At 68.2% G+C, this 17,499-nt stretch carries 9 protein-coding genes; 6 read left to right on the top strand and 3 right to left on the bottom strand.

Annotated elements, in window-relative coordinates:
* Positions 1 to 59 precede the first annotated feature (59 nt).
* Positions 60 to 929: a LysR family transcriptional regulator gene (locus FSZ13_RS10255; RefSeq protein ID WP_145479411.1), complete on the top strand. Its 870-nt coding sequence runs from the start codon at positions 60 to 62 to the stop codon at positions 927 to 929.
* Between the two features lie 90 nt (positions 930 to 1,019).
* Here the strand turns inward: FSZ13_RS10255 and FSZ13_RS10250 are convergent, their stop codons facing one another.
* Entirely contained in the window at positions 1,020 to 2,873 is a 1,854-nt protein-coding gene (locus FSZ13_RS10250) for an ABC-F family ATP-binding cassette domain-containing protein (RefSeq protein WP_145479410.1), read from the bottom strand.
* A gap of 342 nt (positions 2,874 to 3,215) precedes the next feature.
* Here FSZ13_RS10250 and FSZ13_RS10245 point away from each other — a divergent pair, with 342 nt between their 5' ends.
* From FSZ13_RS10245 to FSZ13_RS10230, 4 genes are all read left to right on the top strand, one after another.
* The gene (locus tag FSZ13_RS10245; RefSeq protein WP_145479409.1) at positions 3,216 to 5,609 is read left to right on the top strand and encodes a TonB-dependent receptor plug domain-containing protein; all 2,394 of its coding nucleotides are present in this window, start codon (positions 3,216 to 3,218) and stop codon (positions 5,607 to 5,609) included.
* A 109-nt stretch (positions 5,610 to 5,718) separates the two neighbouring features.
* Positions 5,719 to 7,419 carry a YbaL family putative K(+) efflux transporter gene (gene ybaL, locus FSZ13_RS10240; protein WP_145479408.1) on the top strand — a complete coding sequence of 567 codons (1,701 nt, stop codon included), beginning with the start codon at positions 5,719 to 5,721 and terminating at the stop codon, positions 7,417 to 7,419.
* 295 nt (positions 7,420 to 7,714) lie between these two features.
* Positions 7,715 to 9,493, top strand: coding sequence for a M28 family peptidase (locus tag FSZ13_RS10235; RefSeq protein WP_186308889.1), 1,779 nt, complete (start codon positions 7,715 to 7,717; stop codon positions 9,491 to 9,493).
* Between the two features lie 113 nt (positions 9,494 to 9,606).
* Complete coding sequence (locus FSZ13_RS10230; protein ID WP_145479406.1) at positions 9,607 to 12,090, top strand: M13 family metallopeptidase; 2,484 nt, start codon at positions 9,607 to 9,609, stop codon at positions 12,088 to 12,090.
* A 67-nt stretch (positions 12,091 to 12,157) separates the two neighbouring features.
* Here FSZ13_RS10230 and clpB read toward each other — a convergent pair whose 3' ends face one another.
* Positions 12,158 to 14,743, bottom strand: coding sequence for an ATP-dependent chaperone ClpB (gene clpB, locus FSZ13_RS10225; protein ID WP_145479405.1), 2,586 nt, complete (start codon positions 14,741 to 14,743; stop codon positions 12,158 to 12,160).
* A gap of 187 nt (positions 14,744 to 14,930) precedes the next feature.
* Between clpB and FSZ13_RS10220 the strand changes: the two genes are divergently transcribed.
* Entirely contained in the window at positions 14,931 to 15,641 is a 711-nt protein-coding gene (locus FSZ13_RS10220) for a glutathione S-transferase (protein WP_145479404.1), read from the top strand.
* Between the two features lie 63 nt (positions 15,642 to 15,704).
* Here the strand turns inward: FSZ13_RS10220 and FSZ13_RS10215 are convergent, their stop codons facing one another.
* A complete protein-coding gene (locus FSZ13_RS10215; protein WP_145479403.1) occupies positions 15,705 to 17,303 on the bottom strand; it encodes a hypothetical protein in 1,599 nt (532 codons plus the stop codon).
* Between the last annotated feature and the right edge of the window lie 196 nt (positions 17,304 to 17,499).

Here is a 17,499-nt window from a genome sequence, read left to right as displayed (position 1 = left end):
GACCGTTGGTGGCCCGGCCGGCGTTACCATTACCCATCAGGATTCCTCACGGCTCGCCCATGCTCCGGCCCCAGCTTCCCCTCAATGCGTTGCGCGCCTTCGAGGCGGCGGCCCGCCACCAGAACTTCACCCGGGCCGCGCTGGAGCTGTGCGTGAGCCAGGCCGCGCTGAGCCACCAGATCCGCGGGCTGGAAGAGCGGCTGGGCGCGGTGCTGTTCCATCGGCTGCCGCGAGGGGTGGCGCTCACCGACGAAGGCGCGCGGCTGTACCCGGTACTCAACGACGCCTTCGACCGCATCGCGGTCAGCCTGGACCGGTTCGTCGGCGGGCACTTCCGCGAGGTGCTGGGACTCGGCGTGGTCGGCACCTTCGCCACCGGCTGGCTGCTGCCGCGGCTGGCCGACTTCAATGCGCGCCATCCGGACATCGAACTGCGCGTGCAGACCCACAACAACCGCATCGACCTGGCCGGCGAAGGCCTGGACCTGGCCATCCGCTTCGGCGACGGCGACTGGCAGGGCCAGGTGAGCACGCCGGTGCTGGCGGCTCCGTTCGCGCCGGTGTGCGCACCGGCACTGGCCCGGGGCCTGCGTCATCCGCGCGACCTGGCCAACGTGGCGCTGCTGCGGTCGTATCGCAGCGATGAGTGGCCGCGGTGGCTGCAGGCCGCCGGCGCGGCGGAACTGGAAGCGCGCGGACCGGTGTTCGATTCCTCGCTGACCCTGGCCAGCGCGGCGGCGGCCGGTGCCGGCGTGGCGCTGCTGCCGCTGCGGATGTTCGAGCAGGACCTGGCGCAGGGGCGGCTGGTGCAGCCGTTCGCGCAGACGCTGGAGCTGGGAAGCTATTGGCTGACGCGGTTGCGCTCGCGGGCGGAGAGCGAGGCGGGGAAGCGTTTCAGGGTTTGGCTGGAGACGCAGGGCGCGACATGACGCCCGGTGCAGGAGACGCACCGGCGGACTCCGTTACATGAGGTGCCGCGCGGCGCACCGGCACCACGGCAGTGCCGTGGTGCCTACGCTTCAGGCCATCAATTCCATCCACGCGGCTTCGGCTTTTTCCAGCTGCTGCGCGGTGGTTTCGCGGTCGCGGCCAAGCACGGCCAGGCGGGTGGCGTCGGCGTAGTTGACCGGGTCCGCCAGCTGGCGGTCCAACTCGGCCAGGCGGGCTTCCAGCTCGTTGACCTTGGCTTCGGCGCTGGCCAGCTTCACCGGGTTGACCACCTTCTTCGCCGGCATCGGCGGGATCGGCGGCGGCGGTTCCGGTGCGGCGGCCGCCATCTTCTGCTTGGTGCCCTGCGCTGCGGGGCGCGAACGCAGCCACGCTGCGTACTCGTCCAGGTCGCCGTCGAACGGCTCGACCACGCCGTCCGCCACGCGCCAGAAGGTGTCGCAGACCAGGCCGATCAGGTGGCGGTCATGCGAGACCATCACGATCGCGCCTTCAAAGGTGGCCAACGCTTCGGCCAGCGCTTCGCGCATTTCCAGGTCGAGGTGGTTGGTGGGTTCGTCGAGCAGCAGCACGTTGGGCTGCTGCCAGGCGATCATCGCCAGCGCCAGGCGCGCACGCTCGCCGCCGGAGAACCCGTCCACCGGCTCGAAGGCGCGGTCGCCGGCGAAATTCCACTTGCCGAGGAAATCGCGGAAGGCCTGGTTGCTGCCATCCGGCGAGATGTCGCGGAAATGATCCATCGGCGACTGGCCTTCGTGCAGCGACTCCACCGTGTGCTGGGCGAAGTAGCCGATGCGCAGGTCCGGGTGCGCGGAACGCTCGCCGGCCACCGGGTCCAGCTCGCCCACCAGCGTACGCACCAGCGTGGTCTTGCCCGCGCCGTTCGGCCCGAGCAGGCCGATGCGCTGGCCCGCCTCCAGGCCGAAGCCGACGTTGTGCAGGATCACCGCGTCCGGGCTGTAGCCGGCTTCGACGTCGTTGAGCCGGATAAGCGAGAACGGCAGCTTGCTCGGCGGCGCGAACTCGATGCGGAACTCGCGCTCGGCGCGCACCGCTTCGGTACCGGTCAGCTTGGCCAGGCGCTTCATGCGGCTCTGCGCCTGGGTAGCCTTGCTGGCCAGCGCCTTGAAGCGGTCGATGAAGCTCTGCAGGTGGGCGCGCTCGGCCTGTTCCTTCTCGTGCGCGATCTGCTGCTGGCGCAGCTGCTCGGCGCGCTGGCGTTCGAAGTCGGTGTAGCCACCGGGGTAGAGCTTGGCGCCGCCGCCGTGCAGGTGCAGCGTGTGGGTGGCGACGTTGTCCAGGAACTCGCGATCGTGCGAGATCAGCAGCAGGGTGCCGGGATACTTCAGCAGCCACTGTTCCAGCCAGAACACCGCGTCCAGGTCGAGGTGGTTGGTCGGTTCGTCGAGCAGCAGCAGGTCGCTGGGCATCATCAGCGCGCGCGCCAGGTTCAGGCGTGCACGCCAGCCACCGGAGAAGGTCGACACCGGGCGCGCATGGGTATCGGACGGGAACCCCAGGCCATGCAGCAGCTTGCCGGCGCGGCTTTCGGCGTCGTAGGCGCCCATCTCGGCCATCTTCTGGTGGGCATTGGCCACCGCTTCCCAGTCCTCGCGCGCGGTCGCCTCGGCTTCCTCGCGCAGCACCGCGGCGACCTCGGTGTCGCCTTCCAGCACGAACTGCAGCGCCGGGTCGGGCAGCGCCGGGGTTTCCTGGGCCACGCTGGCGATGCGGATCTTGCCGGGCAGGTCGACGTCGCCCTTGTCCGCCTCCAGCTCGCCCTGCACGGCTGCGAACAGGCTGGACTTGCCGGCCCCGTTGCGGCCCACGACGCCCACGCGGTAACCCGCGTGCAGGGTCAGGTCGACATTGGACAACAGCAGCCGCTCGCCGCGGCGCAAGGCGAAGTTACGAAGGGAGATCATCTGGGGGGTCCATATAACGGAATGGAATGTGCTGGTGAGCACCTTTCCTGCGACGTAATTCTAGCGTTAACGAATACTTGACGCGCCCCGGGATGCGCGGCGGGCCTCGTCTCTCTCCCACGATCCCTGCCCGCGCCCTCCCGGGATCCTGTCCGCCGGAACCGCCAGATCGACGTAAGTTGTTGCTTCTGCAACAGTTTCATCGGATTCGTTGATTTGACACCCGGTAAAATTACCGTTAATCCGTTCAGTGCGCACCGCAACAACCGCCCTCGCAGACCGGCCTTGCCAACGTCGTGATGTCGCCCGGTGCCGCCCCGTCCCCACCGGAGCTCCATCCTGATGAACCGCAAGACCCGCACGCTTGCCGCCGCCGTTGCCGTCGTCCTCGGTACCTCCGCCTTTACCGTCGCCGCGCAGGAACCGGTCGCGCGCAGCAGCGCCAACACCCTGGACACGGTGATCGTCACCGGCACCCGCGTCGCCGACCGCACCGTGGCCGAATCGCAGTCGCCGATCGACATCATCACCCCCGAAGCGCTGCAGTCCACCGGCACCACCGAGCTGGCCACCGCGCTGGCCCGCGCCCTGCCCTCGCTGAACTTCCCGCGCCCGGCCCTGACCGACGGCACCAGCGGCATCCGCCCGGCCCAGCTGCGCGGCCTGTCCCCGGACCAGGTGCTGGTGCTGGTCAACGGCAAGCGCCGCCACACCTCGGCGCAGATCAACGTCAACGGCAGCATCGGGCGCGGTTCCTCGGCGGTGGACATCAACGCCATTCCGATCGCTTCGATCGAGCGCGTGGAAGTGCTGCGCGACGGCGCCTCGGCGCAGTACGGCTCCGACGCCATCGCCGGGGTGATCAACATCGTGCTGAAGGGTTCGGCCTCCGGGGGCAGCCTGGCGCTGGACGCCGGCCAGTACTCGGCCGGCGACGGCAACAAGTACCAGCTCTCCGGTGACACCGGCATCGGCTTCGCCGACGGCCGCGGCAGCCTGCATGTGGCCGGCCAGATCACCCAGCAGGACGAAAGCAACCGCGCCGGCCCCTACCAGGGCACCGCGCCGAACACCGGCAACTTCCCCAACGTCGGCCAGACCACCTTCGTGGTCGGCGACCCGCAGGTGGACGCCAGCGCCGCCTCGGCCAACGCCAGCTTCCAGTTCAGCGACCACGTCTCGGCCTATGCCACCGCGCTGGCCAGCAACCGCGACATCACCTCGTTCGCGTTCTACCGCTCGCGCAACAACAGCAACCAGGGTGCGCTGCTGGCGCAGACCTACCCGGACGGCTTCGTGCCGGAAATCAACCAGTACTCCAAGGACCGCTCACTGGTGGCCGGGGTGAAGGGCGATACCGAAAGCGGCTGGACCTGGGACGTGAGCTACAACCACGGCACCAACAAGATCGACTTCCACACCCGCAACTCGATCAACTACGCCCTGGGCGTGGACAGCCCGCGCTCGTTCTACGCCGGCGCGCTGGAATACACCCAGGACATCGGCAACGTGGACATCACCAAGCAGCTGGACTGGGGCCTGGCCTACCCGGTCACGCTGTCGTTCGGTGGTGAATACCGCCGCGAGAAGTGGGAGCAGAGCGCAGGCGAGCCGAATTCCTACTTCGGCACCGGCGCGCAGGGCTTCGGCGGCTTCACCCCGCTCAACGCGGTCAACGCCGACCGCGACAACTACGCCGTGTATGCCGGCCTGGAAGCGGACCTGACCGACAAGTTCTCGGCCGGCGTCACCGGCCGCTACGAGGATTACTCGGACTTCGGCGACAAGTTCTCCGGCAAGCTGTCGGCACGCTACGCTTTCACTGACAAGGTCGCGCTGCGGGCCACCGCCTCCTCCGGTTTCCGTGCGCCGTCGCTGGCCCAGCAGAGCTACCAGGCCGTGACCAGCACCATCGTCAACGGCGTGTTCGTCGAACGCGGCACCTTCCCCACCACCAGCACCGCCGCGCAGGCGCTGGGGGCCAGCCCGCTGAAGGCCGAAAGCTCCACTTCCTACAGCGTGGGCCTGGTGGTGCAGCCGATCGACCGCCTGTACCTGACCGTGGACGCGTACCAGATCGACATCGACGACCGCATCATCCTGTCCACCAACATCACCACCAATGCCGCGACCAATGCGCTGCTGGCCGACCTCGGCCTGCCGCAGGTCACCGCGTTCTCCTACTTCACCAACGGCGTGGATACCCGCACCCGTGGCGTGGACGCGGTCTCCAGCTACACCATCCCGTTCAGCGCCAGCTCGCTGGAACTGACCGCGGCGTACAGCTACAACGACACCGAGGTGAAGAAGTTCATCGCCTCGCCGGCCGTGTTCGGTTCGCTGGGCCTGACCCAGTCGCTGATCGGCCGCGATGAAGTGGGCCGCATCGAAGACAGCTACCCGCGCGACAAGACCATCCTCAGCGGCACCTGGCGCTCGGACCGCTGGGACCTGAGCCTGGCCGCGACCCGCTATGGCTCGTTCACGGTGCGCAATTCAGCCACCCCGACCCGCGACCAGACCTACGACGCCTCGTGGGTGCTGGATGCCTCGGTGGCCTACAAGCCGAGCGAGAACTGGACCCTCACCCTGGGCGCGGACAACCTGCTGGACGAGTACCCGGACCGCACCGTGGACCTGCAGAACTCCACCTGGGGCATGCTGCCGTACAGCAACTACTCGCCGTACGGCTTCAACGGCGCTTACGTGTACGGCCGCGTCACGTACAAGTGGTGATTGCCGGGGGCATCGATTCCCGCGCGTGAATCGATTCCCTGCAGTGTCGGTTTGCCGGATCTGGCCGCATCGGTGAAAATCGGGGCATCCCCCTGTTCTGCGAGCCCCGATGCACCATGACACCGACCTGATCAACATCGTGGCCGTTGGCCTCGGGCTCGCCTTCATCCTGGGAGCCCTGGCCAACAAGCTGCGTTTGTCTCCGCTGGTCGGCTATCTGGTTGCAGGCATCTGCGTAGGACCGTTCACGCCCGGCTTCGTCGCCGACCAGGCGCTGGCCAACCAGCTGGCCGAAATCGGCGTGATGCTGCTGATGTTCGGGGTCGGCCTGCACTTCTCGCTGAAGGACCTGATGGCGGTCAAGGCGATCGCCATTCCCGGTGCCATCGGGCAGATCCTGGTCGCCACCCTGCTCGGGTGGGGCCTGGCCTGGCTGATGGGCTGGCCGGTCATCCAGGGCGTGGTGTTCGGCTTTTCATTGGCCACCGCGAGTACCGTGGTGCTGCTGCGCGCGATGGAAGAACGCCGGTTGCTGGAGACCCAGCGCGGCAAGATCGCGGTCGGCTGGCTGATCGTCGAAGACCTGGCCTGCGTCCTGGCGCTGGTGATGATGCCGGTGCTGGCCGGCGTGTTCGGCCCCGATGCCGCCAAGGAAACCCATACCGTGGGCAGCGTGCTGGCCAGCATCGGCTGGACCTTCGTGCAGCTGGGCCTGTTCGTGGCGGTGATGCTGGTGGTCGGGCGGCGGGTGATTCCCTGGATCCTCGAACGCATCGCGGCCACCGGTTCGCGCGAACTGTTCACGCTGTCGGTGTTGGCCATCGCGCTGGGCGTGGCCTTCGGTTCGGCCATGCTGTTCGGGGTGTCGTTCGCGCTAGGCGCGTTCTTCGCCGGCATGCTGCTCAACGAATCCGAGCTCAGCCACAAGGCCGCCAACGATTCGCTGCCGCTGCGCGACGCGTTCGCGGTGCTGTTCTTCGTTTCCGTGGGCATGCTGTTCAACCCGGCCATCCTGATCGAGCATCCCTGGCAGGTGCTGGCCACCGCGGCGATCATCATGTTCGGGAAGTCCGCGGCCGCCTTCTTCATCGTGCGCGCGTTTGGACATCCCAACGGCACCGCGCTGACCATTTCGGCCAGCCTGGCGCAGATCGGCGAATTCGCCTTCATCATCGCCGGCCTCGGCGTCAGCCTGAAGATCCTGCCGCCGACGGGCCAGGCACTGGTGCTGGCCGGTGCGCTGATCTCGATCATGCTCAACCCGCTGGTGTTCGGCCTGCTCGACCGCTGGCTGCTGAAAAACCAGGAAACCCCCGCCGCCGCGGTGGAAACCGAGCTGCCGCCCGGCCCCTCGCTGGACCTGCACGACCACGCCATCGTGATCGGGTACGGACGCGTGGGCAGCGCACTGGCCCAGGTGCTGCGTGATCGCGGCGTGCCCGTGCTGGTCATCGACGACAACAAGGAACACGTGGCCGAAGCGCACGCCGCCGGGCTGCCTGCCATCCGCGGCAGTGCCGCCGCCGACCGCGTACTTGCCGAAGCGCATCCCGAACGCGCCAAGATCGCGGTGCTGGCGATTCCGCAGCCGCTGGAAGCGGGCGAAACGCTGGCCAAGCTGCGCGCGCTCAACCCGGGCCTGACCCTGCTGGCGCGCGCGCACAGCGACGCTGAGGTCAAGCACCTGCTGGAGCACGGCGCCGACGGCACGGTGATGGCCGAGCGCGAACTGGCCTACTCGCTGGCGGAGATGGTGATGGCCACCCCGCCGTACCGCACGCTGGGAAAGAACGCCATTCCCGTCGTGTAAGGATGTGACGGCGATCAGGTCTGCAGTGAGCAGCGCGTAGCGAAAGCAGACCTGGCTCCGATAAACGCAACTACTCCCATGGGCAACGCCCCTGCACCGGTGCACCGTGCCCTGCACCGGCGCCCGCACCGTGCAACACGGTGGTCACGGCGCCTCCCGCACTGAGGAGGTTGTTATGCCGCTCGACATTCCGTCTGCCCGCCGCATCCAAGGGGATTTCGACAGGAGGGTCGCAGATGCCGTGCGGTCTCGTGGCGTGCAGCCACCACCAGCGCTTCGGCGTGGCCTTGAACCGTTGACCATCGGCAACCGCCAGCACTGGGTGCTCGCCGCGCTGGCCCTGTCCTCGGCGATGACCATCGGCCAGGTGCCTGCGCGCAGTGCACGGCTGTCCTCGGACAACCCGGCGCCCCTGCCGGGCGCCGCCGCGCAGGGCAGCATCGACCACCAGTCCATCCCGATGCTTGGCGGCACACCGACGGCGCCGGTCGTCGCACTCGAACATATCGCCAATGGCGCTACCCTCGGCTGCCTGGCTTCTCCCCGGCACTGCCCGCAGACGCTGACCGCCAGCCTGCTGGCCGCCGGTGCGCTGGCAGCCAGCACGCTCGGGGGCGGCGCGATGGGTTACGCGTTTGGACGTTTCACTGCGCCGGCGTCCGTCCCGGAAGCGTCACGCGCAGCATCCCTGCCCGAGTCGCTGTACGCGTTGCTACCGGACGAGCAGCGCATGCAGTTGCTGCAGATCGTGCGCGACTGCGGCACCGACACCGCCGCCTGCACCGCGCCGGCCATCCACGACCTGCTGGAGACGCTGCCGGTCGATGTCCGCCACCGCATCATGACCACGCTGGGGGTCGCCCAGCACCGTGGCAGCCACACCCACGGCGGCTGGCCCAGTGGCGCCGACGCCGCCGCATTGGCGCCGGCCCTGGACTGGATGGACTGGGCCGCTGCCCTGCTGGGCAGCGTAGTGACGCCGGCGCAGGCCGCGTTCCAGCTGGACCTGGAACAGATCGCGCAGGCCACCCTGGAAGGCCAAGCCGGAGAGACCACCGCCGCCGGCCGCGAGGCGGCGGCCAATCGCGCCCGCTTCGCGACACTGCGTGAGCTGCTGCAGCGCGACGGCCACGCCCTGCAGCAACTGCCTTTCAACGGCACCACCCACGACAGCTTCGGCTTCGGAACCGACTATGCCGGCTGCAATTTGATGCTGGAGTTCAGCGGTGGCGGCGCACCGGCGCATACGCTGATGGTGCTGGCGCATGGCGACATGACCGGGGCGCGCGAAGGCTCCAGCGGCGCCAGCGACAACGGCACCGGGCTGGCCGCGCTGCTGGCGCTGGCCCGCAGGCTGGGCGCGGTGACGCTGCCGCCGGGCGTACGGGTGCAGCTGCTGGTTACCGATCTGGAGGAACGCGGCATGCTGGGCGCCAAGTCGTATGCGGCGAACTGCGTGCAGCGCGCAGACTGCCCTGATGTGGCGCTCAACCTGGACATGATCGGCCGTGGCGATGGCATGACCTTGTCCGGAAGCGATCGCCATCACCTGTACATGGACGGCGATTCGCGCGCACTGCAACCGTCCGCCGCTACGGTTGCCCCTGCAGAAACCCATCTGCGCCAGCTGCTCGAACGTGCCGCCGCCGACGTCGGGCTGCGCGTGCATGCCAGTCCGGACTGGGTGATGCAATCAGACCACATCGCCTTCCAGCGCGAAGGCGTGCCGGCGCTCGGCATGAACCTGGCCGACGCCACCGACCTGCCGCTCGAGCGCGACATGCAGCAGGCCCGGGCGCAGCTGTGGATGGCCAGCGATGGTGTGGACTGGTCGCGCTTCGAGGACTACCTGGAGGGCACGCTGGAAGCTCAGCAGGCGCAGGAGATGGATAACGCGCTCGACGAGGTCGAACAGGCCAGGCGCACGTATCTTGCACTTCCTGTCTCACCCAGCATGGCGCGTATCCACAACGGCCAGGACCAGATGCATCAGGTCCAGCCACAGCGCGCGATGGCCGCGCTGGCCGTGCTGGAGGCAGCGATCGACGGCTGGCTGCAACGGCCTGCTGCGTGACCCCCCCGCCCCGACCGGTACGCACCGGTCGGCTGGCTTTGCCTCCCGCCTTGCCGAACCCCGGTTGCACGCACTGGGCGAGGTCCCGCACCCCTGCCGATGGAAACCACGCCATGCCTGTCGATTCCGCCGCCGTCCAACATCGCCGCAGCCAAGGCGAATTCGCGCGCAGGCTGGGTGGGCGCCAGCCGATGCAGGACCACCGTCGGCACGCGCGTTTCGGTGTTCCTCCACCGCCACTGCTGAACGTCCGCAACGGCGCTGGCCTGTTTACGATCGCGCTGCTGCTGGCCACGGTGCCCGACGCGTCCGCCACCGGCCAGCGCGAAGCGCCCCCGCAGGCTTCGGGATGGCTGCCCGGCGCCGCCGCCGCTGCGCCGGACTCCAGCTATCTGGCCGTGCCGGTCAACGAACCGCTCGAGCACCTCGGCAATGCCGCCGCCGGCTGCCTGGTGCTGCCGCGCCGATGCCCGCAGCTGCTTGCCGGCGCGGCGCTGACAGCGCTTGGAAGCGCTGCGGTGGGCGGCTGGCTGGGCTGGCGCGCCGGCCTGTCTGCGGGACGCGCCGGGTGCGAGAAGAACCGCGACGACGCCCCGGCTGCGGTCGCCTTGACCCAAGCCACCGACACCGCCGACGGTCTGCCCCAACCGATGCGGTTCACCCCCGCCGACCTCGATCCGGCCCACTTGCCGTGCGACTCCCTGTACGACCATGTAAACGCACGTTGGCACCGCACCGCGACACGGCCGCCGGACCAGTCGCGCTGGGACGTACCGGCCATGTTGCAGGACCGTTCCCTGGCCCTGCAGCGGCGGCTGGCCGAGCAGGCAGCACGGCTGGAGCTGCCGACGCCTGCCGAACGAATCGTCGCCGATCTCTGGACGACCGGCATGAACCAGCACCGGATCAACGCCGAAGGCATCTCCCCGTTGCGCGATGAACTCGCCGCGATCGACGCGTTGCATACCCCTGCACAGATCGAGGCCCATCTGCATGCACTCACCGCCGCCGGGATCAACCCGGTGTTCGGCTTTGGCGTGGACCGCGACATGGACGCGCGCGATACGCAGATCGCCTACGCCTTCCAGGGCGGCCTCGGGATGCCGGACCGCAGCTACTACCTCACCGACGATCACGTCGAAGCCGCCCTGGGTTACCGCGCGCATGTCGCCCATGTGCTGCGCCTGGCCGGCGACGCACCGGCCGACGCCGAACGCCAGGCCGATGCGGTACTGGCACTGGAACGCCGGTTCGCCAACGCGTCGGCGCCGTGGGAGGAGTTGAACGCCAACCTCACCCATTACTACCATCCGGTCAGCCTGGCAGAGGCCGACGCGCTGACGCCCGGGTTCCGCTGGAGCGCGTTGTTCCAGGCGCTGGAGGTGGCCCCTCCCGACCGGTTCTCGCTGCCCACGCCCGGATTCCACCAGGAGGTCGCTGCGGCGCTGACGACGGAGGATCCGGCCACTTGGCGCGCCTACCTGCGCTTCCATACGCTGGATTCGGCCAGCCCGTTCCTCGGCGACGACTTCGTGCGCGCCCACCACGCCTTCCACGCGCGCACGCTGCAGGGCCAGGATGCGATGCCCCCGCGCTGGAAGCAGGTGCTGGCCTCGATCGAGCGGGTGGCGGGCGAAGCGATCAGCGAGCTGTATGTGCCGGTGGCATTTCCCGCTGAAACGCGCGAGGCCGTCAATGCGCTGGTCGAGCAGATCACTGCGGCGTTGAAACGCCGCCTGCAGGTCGTGCCGTGGATGGATCCCGATACCCGCGCAACGGCCCTGCGCAAGGCGGACCGGTTCCGTACCCGCATCGGCCACCCCGAGCGCTGGCCCGACTGGTCCGGGCTGCACACTGAATCCTGCGGCTACCTTCGCAACCTGCGCCGGGCAACCGCGTTCGTACAGCGCAGGGAACTGGCGCGACTGGGCGCGCCGGTGGACCCTTCGACCTGGCGGATGACCGCGCAGACCGTCGACGCGTACTACGACATGCTGGAGGACGATCCCTCCATCGCCTTCTCGGCGGCGCTGCTGCAGCCGCCCTACTTCGACATCGACGCCGGTCCCGGGCTCAACTACGGTTCGATCGGGGTGGTGATCGGGCATGAGCTGTCGCATGCGTTCTCCGCCGAATCCAGCCAGTTCGGCCTCGACGGCGGCCTGCAGGGGTGGTGGAGCGACGCAGACCACCAGCGCTACGCCGCGCTGTCGGCGCGCCTGGCCGCGCAGTTCGACCAGCAGCAGGTAGACGGCGTGGCGCTCAACGGACAGCTGACGGCCAGCGAGAACATGGCCGATCTGGGTGGACTGTCCATTGCCCTGGACGCGCTGCTGCATGTCACGGACAACCAGACCGACCCGGTGCCCGACAGGCAGGGCATCGTGCGGGACTTCTTCTTTGGCGGGGCCGTTACCCACCGCCGCCTGCATACCGCGCAGCGGCTGCGGCAGGACGCGGAAACCGACGTCCACGCCTTCGGCGCGCCGCGCGCCACCGTGGGCCCGGCCAACCTGCAAGCCTATGCGGAGGCGTTCAACTGCACACCGGGAAGCCCGATGACCCGCACCGATGCCGAACGGGTGGTCTACCTGTAGCCGCGTGCCGCAGACAGCAGAAAGCCCCGGCATTGCCGGGGCCTTCTTCAACCGCACGGGCGCAGGCTCAGCCCTTGGCGAAGACCAGCTTGCCGTCGGCCGCGTCCACCTGGATCACATCGCCGCCAACGAAGTCCCCGGACAGGATCTTCTGCGCCAGCGGGTTCTCCAGCTGTGCCTGGATCGCGCGCTTGAGCGGCCGGGCGCCGTAGATCGGATCGAAGCCCACGTTGCCCAGCAGCGCGAACGCCGCATCGCTGACCTCGATCCGCAGGCCGCGTTCGGCCAGGCGCTTTTCCAGTCCCTGCATCTGGATCCGCGCGATCTGCTTGATCTGCGCCTTGTCCAGCGGATGGAACACCACGATGTCGTCGAGACGGTTGATGAACTCCGGCCGGAAGTGCGCCTGCACCACGCCCATCACCGCGGCCTTCATCTGCGTGTAGGCCTCCGGGCTGTCGTCGCTGGACATGTCCTGGATCTGGTGCGAGCCCAGGTTGGAGGTCATCACGATGACGGTATTGCGGAAGTCCACCGTGCGGCCCTGGCCATCAGTCAGGCGGCCGTCGTCCAGCACCTGCAGCAGGATGTTGAACACATCGGTGTGCGCCTTTTCGACTTCGTCGAGCAGGATCAGCGAATACGGACGGCGGCGGACGGCTTCGGTCAGGTAGCCGCCCTCTTCGTAGCCCACGTAACCCGGAGGCGCACCGATCAAGCGCGCCACGCTGTGCTTCTCCATGAATTCACTCATGTCGATGCGGATCATCGCGTCGCTGCTGTCGAACAGGAACTCGGCCAGCGACTTGCACAGCTCCGTCTTGCCGACGCCGGTCGGACCCAGGAACAGGAACGAGCCGCTGGGCCGGTTTGGGTCGGACAGGCCCGCGCGCGAGCGGCGCACCGCGTCGGAGACGACCTTGATCGCCTCCTCCTGGCCCACCACGCGTTCGTGCAGCACGTCTTCCATGCGCAGCAGCTTGTCGCGCTCGCCTTCGAGCATGCGGTTGACCGGAATCCCGGTCCAGCGCGACACGACCTCGGCGATTTCTTCGGCGGTGACCCGGTCCTGGACCAGCTTGAACTCGGTGTTCTCCGCTTCCTGCGCGGCGTGCAGCTGCTTTTCAAGCTGTGGCAGCTGGCCGTACTGCAGTTCGCTCATGCGGCCGAAATCCTGGCGCCGCTGCGCCGCTTCCAGTTCCAGTTTAACCTGCTCGATCTGCTCCTTGATCTTGGTCGTGCCCTGCAGCGCGGCCTTCTCCGACTTCCAGATCTCGTCCAGGTCGGAGAACTCGCGCTCCAGCGCATCGATGTCGGTTTCCAGGTCGGCCAGGCGCTGACGCGAGGCATCGTCCTTTTCTTTCTTTAGCATCTCGCGCTGGATTTTCAGCTGGATCAGGCGCCGTTCCAGGCGGTCCAGTTCCTCCGGCTTGGAGTCGATCTCCATGCGGATGCGCGAGGCCGCTTCGTCCATCAGGTCGATGGCCTTGTCGGGCAGCTGGCGGTCGGCAATATAGCGGTGCGAGAGCGTTGCCGCGGCGACGATCGCCGGGTCGGTGATCTCCACGCCGTGGTGCACCGCGTACTTTTCCTTCAGCCCGCGCAGGATGGCGATGGTGTCTTCGACGCTGGGCTCGCCCACGAACACCTTCTGGAAGCGGCGCTCCAGCGCGGCGTCCTTCTCGATGTACTTGCGGTACTCGTCGAGGGTGGTGGCGCCTACGCAGTGCAGTTCGCCGCGCGCGAGCGCCGGCTTGAGCATGTTGCCCGCATCCATCGCACCGTCGGCCTTGCCCGCGCCGACCATGGTGTGCAGCTCGTCGATGAACAGGATGATCTGGCCTTCGCTCTTGGCCAGGTCGTTGAGCACGGCCTTCAGGCGTTCTTCGAATTCGCCGCGGAACTTGGCACCGGCGATCAGCGCGCCCATGTCCAGCGACAGCACGCGCTTGCCGCGCAGGCCTTCGGGCACTTCGTCATTGATGATGCGCTGGGCCAGCCCTTCCACGATCGCGGTCTTGCCCACGCCGGGTTCGCCGATCAGCACCGGGTTGTTCTTGGTGCGACGCTGCAGGACCTGGATGGTGCGACGGATTTCCTCGTCGCGTCCGATCACCGGGTCCAGCTTGCCGCTCTCGGCGCGCGCGGTCAGGTCGATGGTGTACTTCTCCAGCGCCTGGCGCTGTTCCTCGGCATTTTCCGACTGCACGCTTTCGCCGCCACGAATCTTGTCGATGGCCGCGTCGATACGGGTCTTGTCGGCACCCGCGGCACGTAGCGCCATGCCCAGCGTACCGCCATCATCGAGCGCGGCCAGCACGAACCACTCACTGGCGATGAACGCATCGCCGTGCTCCTGGGCGAGTTTGTCGGTCTTGTTGAGCAGCCGGTTCAGGTCATTGCCGATCGACAGGTTGCCTTCCTGCCCGGAGACTTTCGGCAGCGCGTCCAGCGCCTCGGTCAGGCGCTCGCGCAGCACCGGCACGTTGACCCCGGCTTGGGCCAGCAGCGGGCGCGTGCTGCCGCCCTGCTGTTCCAGCAGCGCCGTGAGCACGTGCACTGGTTCGATGATGTTGTGGTCGCGGCCCACGGCCAACGACTGTGCGTCGGCCAGCGCCTGCTGGAAACGCGAGGTGAGCTTGTCCATTCGCATGAAGGTGTCCTCGATCAGATATCCGCTGGCCCCGCCAGCACTATCAGACAGATGCGGTTAGGCAGGTGTGTTTCAAGGGGCGCCGGGAACCTATTCAGGCGGCGGACGACGCCATGGCCACGCCGCCGTCACGCCTGCTTGGCACCGTGCCGGGGAGGCTGGGGGATCCTTCCTATGGAGCCAGCGCATGCATTACGAGTTGTATTACTGGACCGGCATCCAGGGCCGTGGCGAGTTCGTCCGGCTGGCACTGGAAGACGCCGGCGCGGCCTACACCGACATGGCGCGCGTGCACGGCGACGCGGTGATGCAGCCGTTCCTGGACGGCAAGGCCGACGGGCTGCAGCCGTTCGCCCCGCCGTTCCTGGTCAGCGGCCGGCAGGTGATCGCGCAGGTCGGCGCGATCCTGGACCACCTGGGGCCGGAGCTGGGACTGGTGCCCGAGGCCGCGTCGCGGCGCGCGCAGGCGCTGCAGCTGCAGCTGACCATCGCCGACCTGGTGGCGGAGGTCCACGACACCCACCACCCGATTGCGGCCTCGGAGTATTACGAGGACCAGAAGCGGGAAGCGAAGGCGCGGGCGGCGTCGATGCGGCGCGAGCGGTTGCCCAAGTTCCTGGGCTGGTTTGAAAGCGTGCTGGAGGCCAACGGTGGCCTGCATCCGCTGCGCGAACACTCGTACGTGGACCTGTCGCTGTTCCAGCTGCTGAGCGGGCTGGACTACATGTTCCCGCAGCGGATGCAGGCATTGCGGCCGTCGCTGCCGCTGCTGCATGCACTGAAGGACCGGGTGGAGCGGCGACCGAACATCGCCGCATACCTGGCGTCGGAGCGCCGGTTGGCGTTCAACACCAACGGCATTTTCCGGCATTACCCGGAGTTGGATGGCGAGGATTGATGCCGGGTCACGACCAACGGTCGTGACCTACCGGGGGCATGGCGTGCCGAGGGCGCTGGTAGATCACGACCGTTGGTCGTGATTGCCTTTCTGCAGCGACAACAGGCCCAACAGCACCGCCAACGCCACATACGCGCCCGCGAACTGCCACATGATCTGCTCCGGCAGGCCGTCCAGCGTCCACGGCAGGTAGATCCCACCGCGCGGATCGACCGAGTGGATCAGCCCGAACAGGGTCAGCGCCGCGGCCACCAGCAGGATCCCGCTGGAGCGCAGCAGCCTGCCGTCGATCATCGCCACCACCGCCGCGATCCACAGCATCGAGGTGATGATGAAACCATTGCCCAGGGTGAAGATCACCGCCAGCTCCGGCAGCCCGTGTCCATCCAGCGTGGTGGTCATCGCCACCAGCTGCTCCGGCGCGATCCAGCCCGGTGCCTTGATCGCCAGCAGGTAGGCCACCGAGGGTAGGAAGCCCAGCACCATCGCCCCGGCATGTTCGCGCGGCGTGGCCTGGAAGGCCTGGGTGGTGATGTCGATCGCCACGTACACGATGATCGGCGCCAGCACCGCCAGCGGCAGCCACTGCACCAGCCCGGAGATCACCCCCAGCATGCCGCCGATGCCGACGAACAGGCCGGTCAGCAGGGTGTAGCCGCTGCGCGCACCCATGTGCTTGTACGCGGGCTGGCCGATGTACGGCGTGGTCTGGGCCACGCCGCCGCACAGCCCGGCCACCAGCGTGGCCACCGCTTCCACCAGCAGGATGTCGCGGGTGCGGTAGTCGTCGCCGGCCGCGCGCGCGCTTTCGGACACGTTGATGCCGCCCACCACCATCAACAGGCCGAACGGCAGCAGCAGCGGCAGGTAGGTCATCGCGGTGGGCAGGCCGTCAATGAAGCCCAGCGTCGGCCACGGCAGCACCACCTGCAGGGGGGTCCACTCGGGCACCTTGAACCCCGGTGCGCCCAACCCGGCCAGGCCCAGCCCGTAGTAGAGGACCGTGCCGAATACGAAGGCCACCAGCACGCCCGGCGCGCGGATCGGCAGCTTGCGCTTGGCCACCAGTACGTACAGCAGCAGCCCCAGCGTGACCAGGCCGACCACCGGTGAGCGCAGCGTTTCCAGCAGCGGCAGGAAGCCCATCAGCACGATCGCGATGCCTGCGATGGAACCCAGCAGCGAGGCGCGTGGCAGCGCGCGGGTCACCGCCTCGCCGAAGAAGGACAGCACGGTCTTGAGCAGGCCCATGATCACCAGTGAGGCCATGCCCAGCTGCCAGGTGGCGATCGCCGCATCGTGCGGCGCCAAGCCCTGCCCCTTGAAGGCGACGAACGCCGGACCAAGCACCAGCAGCGCCATGCCAATGCTGGTCGGTGCATCCAGGCCGAGCGGCATCGCGGTCACGTCATCGCGGCCGGTGCGCGCGGCCAGCCGCCGTGCCATCCAGGTGTAGAGCACGTTGCCCACCAGCACACCGAACGCGGTGCCCGGGAACATGCGCCCGAACACCACCTCCGCCGGGAACTGGAAGATGCCGACCAGCGCCATGGCGATGAAGCCGAGGATCGACAGGTTGTCGACCACCAGGCCGAAGAAGCCGTTGAGATCGCCAGCGACGAACCAGCGCGGGCGTGGGGAAGCGGGAGGGGAGGCAGGCATGCGGCGGGGCACGGGTGTGGGGGTACCCGATGGTAGGCGTTCAAGCGTCCCGGTGACAGCCGCATGGGTGGAACACCGGGGCGCGCCCCCGCGTCCGTACCGACCAACGGTCGGTACCTACCGGCAGGGCGACCGGCGTGTGGCCGTACCGACCAACGGTCGGTACCTACCGGCGGGGCGGCCGGCGTGTGGCCGT

Source organism: Stenotrophomonas rhizophila, assembly GCF_007667275.1.
In the GTDB taxonomy this organism is placed as follows: Bacteria; Pseudomonadota; Gammaproteobacteria; order Xanthomonadales; family Xanthomonadaceae; genus Stenotrophomonas; species Stenotrophomonas maltophilia_AE.
This window is presented reverse-complemented; position numbering and strand designations above follow the sequence as displayed.

Bases quoted from the DNA above. Each gene is read 5' to 3' on its own strand.
- FSZ13_RS10255 (WP_145479411.1), top strand. From the start codon at position 60: ATGCTCCGGCCCCAGCTTCCCCTCAATGCGTTGCGCGCCTTCGAGGCG.
- FSZ13_RS10250 (WP_145479410.1), bottom strand. From the start codon at position 2,873: ATGATCTCCCTTCGTAACTTCGCCTTGCGCCGCGGCGAGCGGCTGCTG.
- FSZ13_RS10245 (WP_145479409.1), top strand. From the start codon at position 3,216: ATGAACCGCAAGACCCGCACGCTTGCCGCCGCCGTTGCCGTCGTCCTC.
- ybaL (WP_145479408.1), top strand. From the start codon at position 5,719: ATGCACCATGACACCGACCTGATCAACATCGTGGCCGTTGGCCTCGGG.
- FSZ13_RS10230 (WP_145479406.1), top strand. From the start codon at position 9,607: ATGCCTGTCGATTCCGCCGCCGTCCAACATCGCCGCAGCCAAGGCGAA.
- clpB (WP_145479405.1), bottom strand. From the start codon at position 14,743: ATGCGAATGGACAAGCTCACCTCGCGTTTCCAGCAGGCGCTGGCCGAC.
- FSZ13_RS10220 (WP_145479404.1), top strand. From the start codon at position 14,931: ATGCATTACGAGTTGTATTACTGGACCGGCATCCAGGGCCGTGGCGAG.
- FSZ13_RS10215 (WP_145479403.1), bottom strand. From the start codon at position 17,303: ATGCCTGCCTCCCCTCCCGCTTCCCCACGCCCGCGCTGGTTCGTCGCT.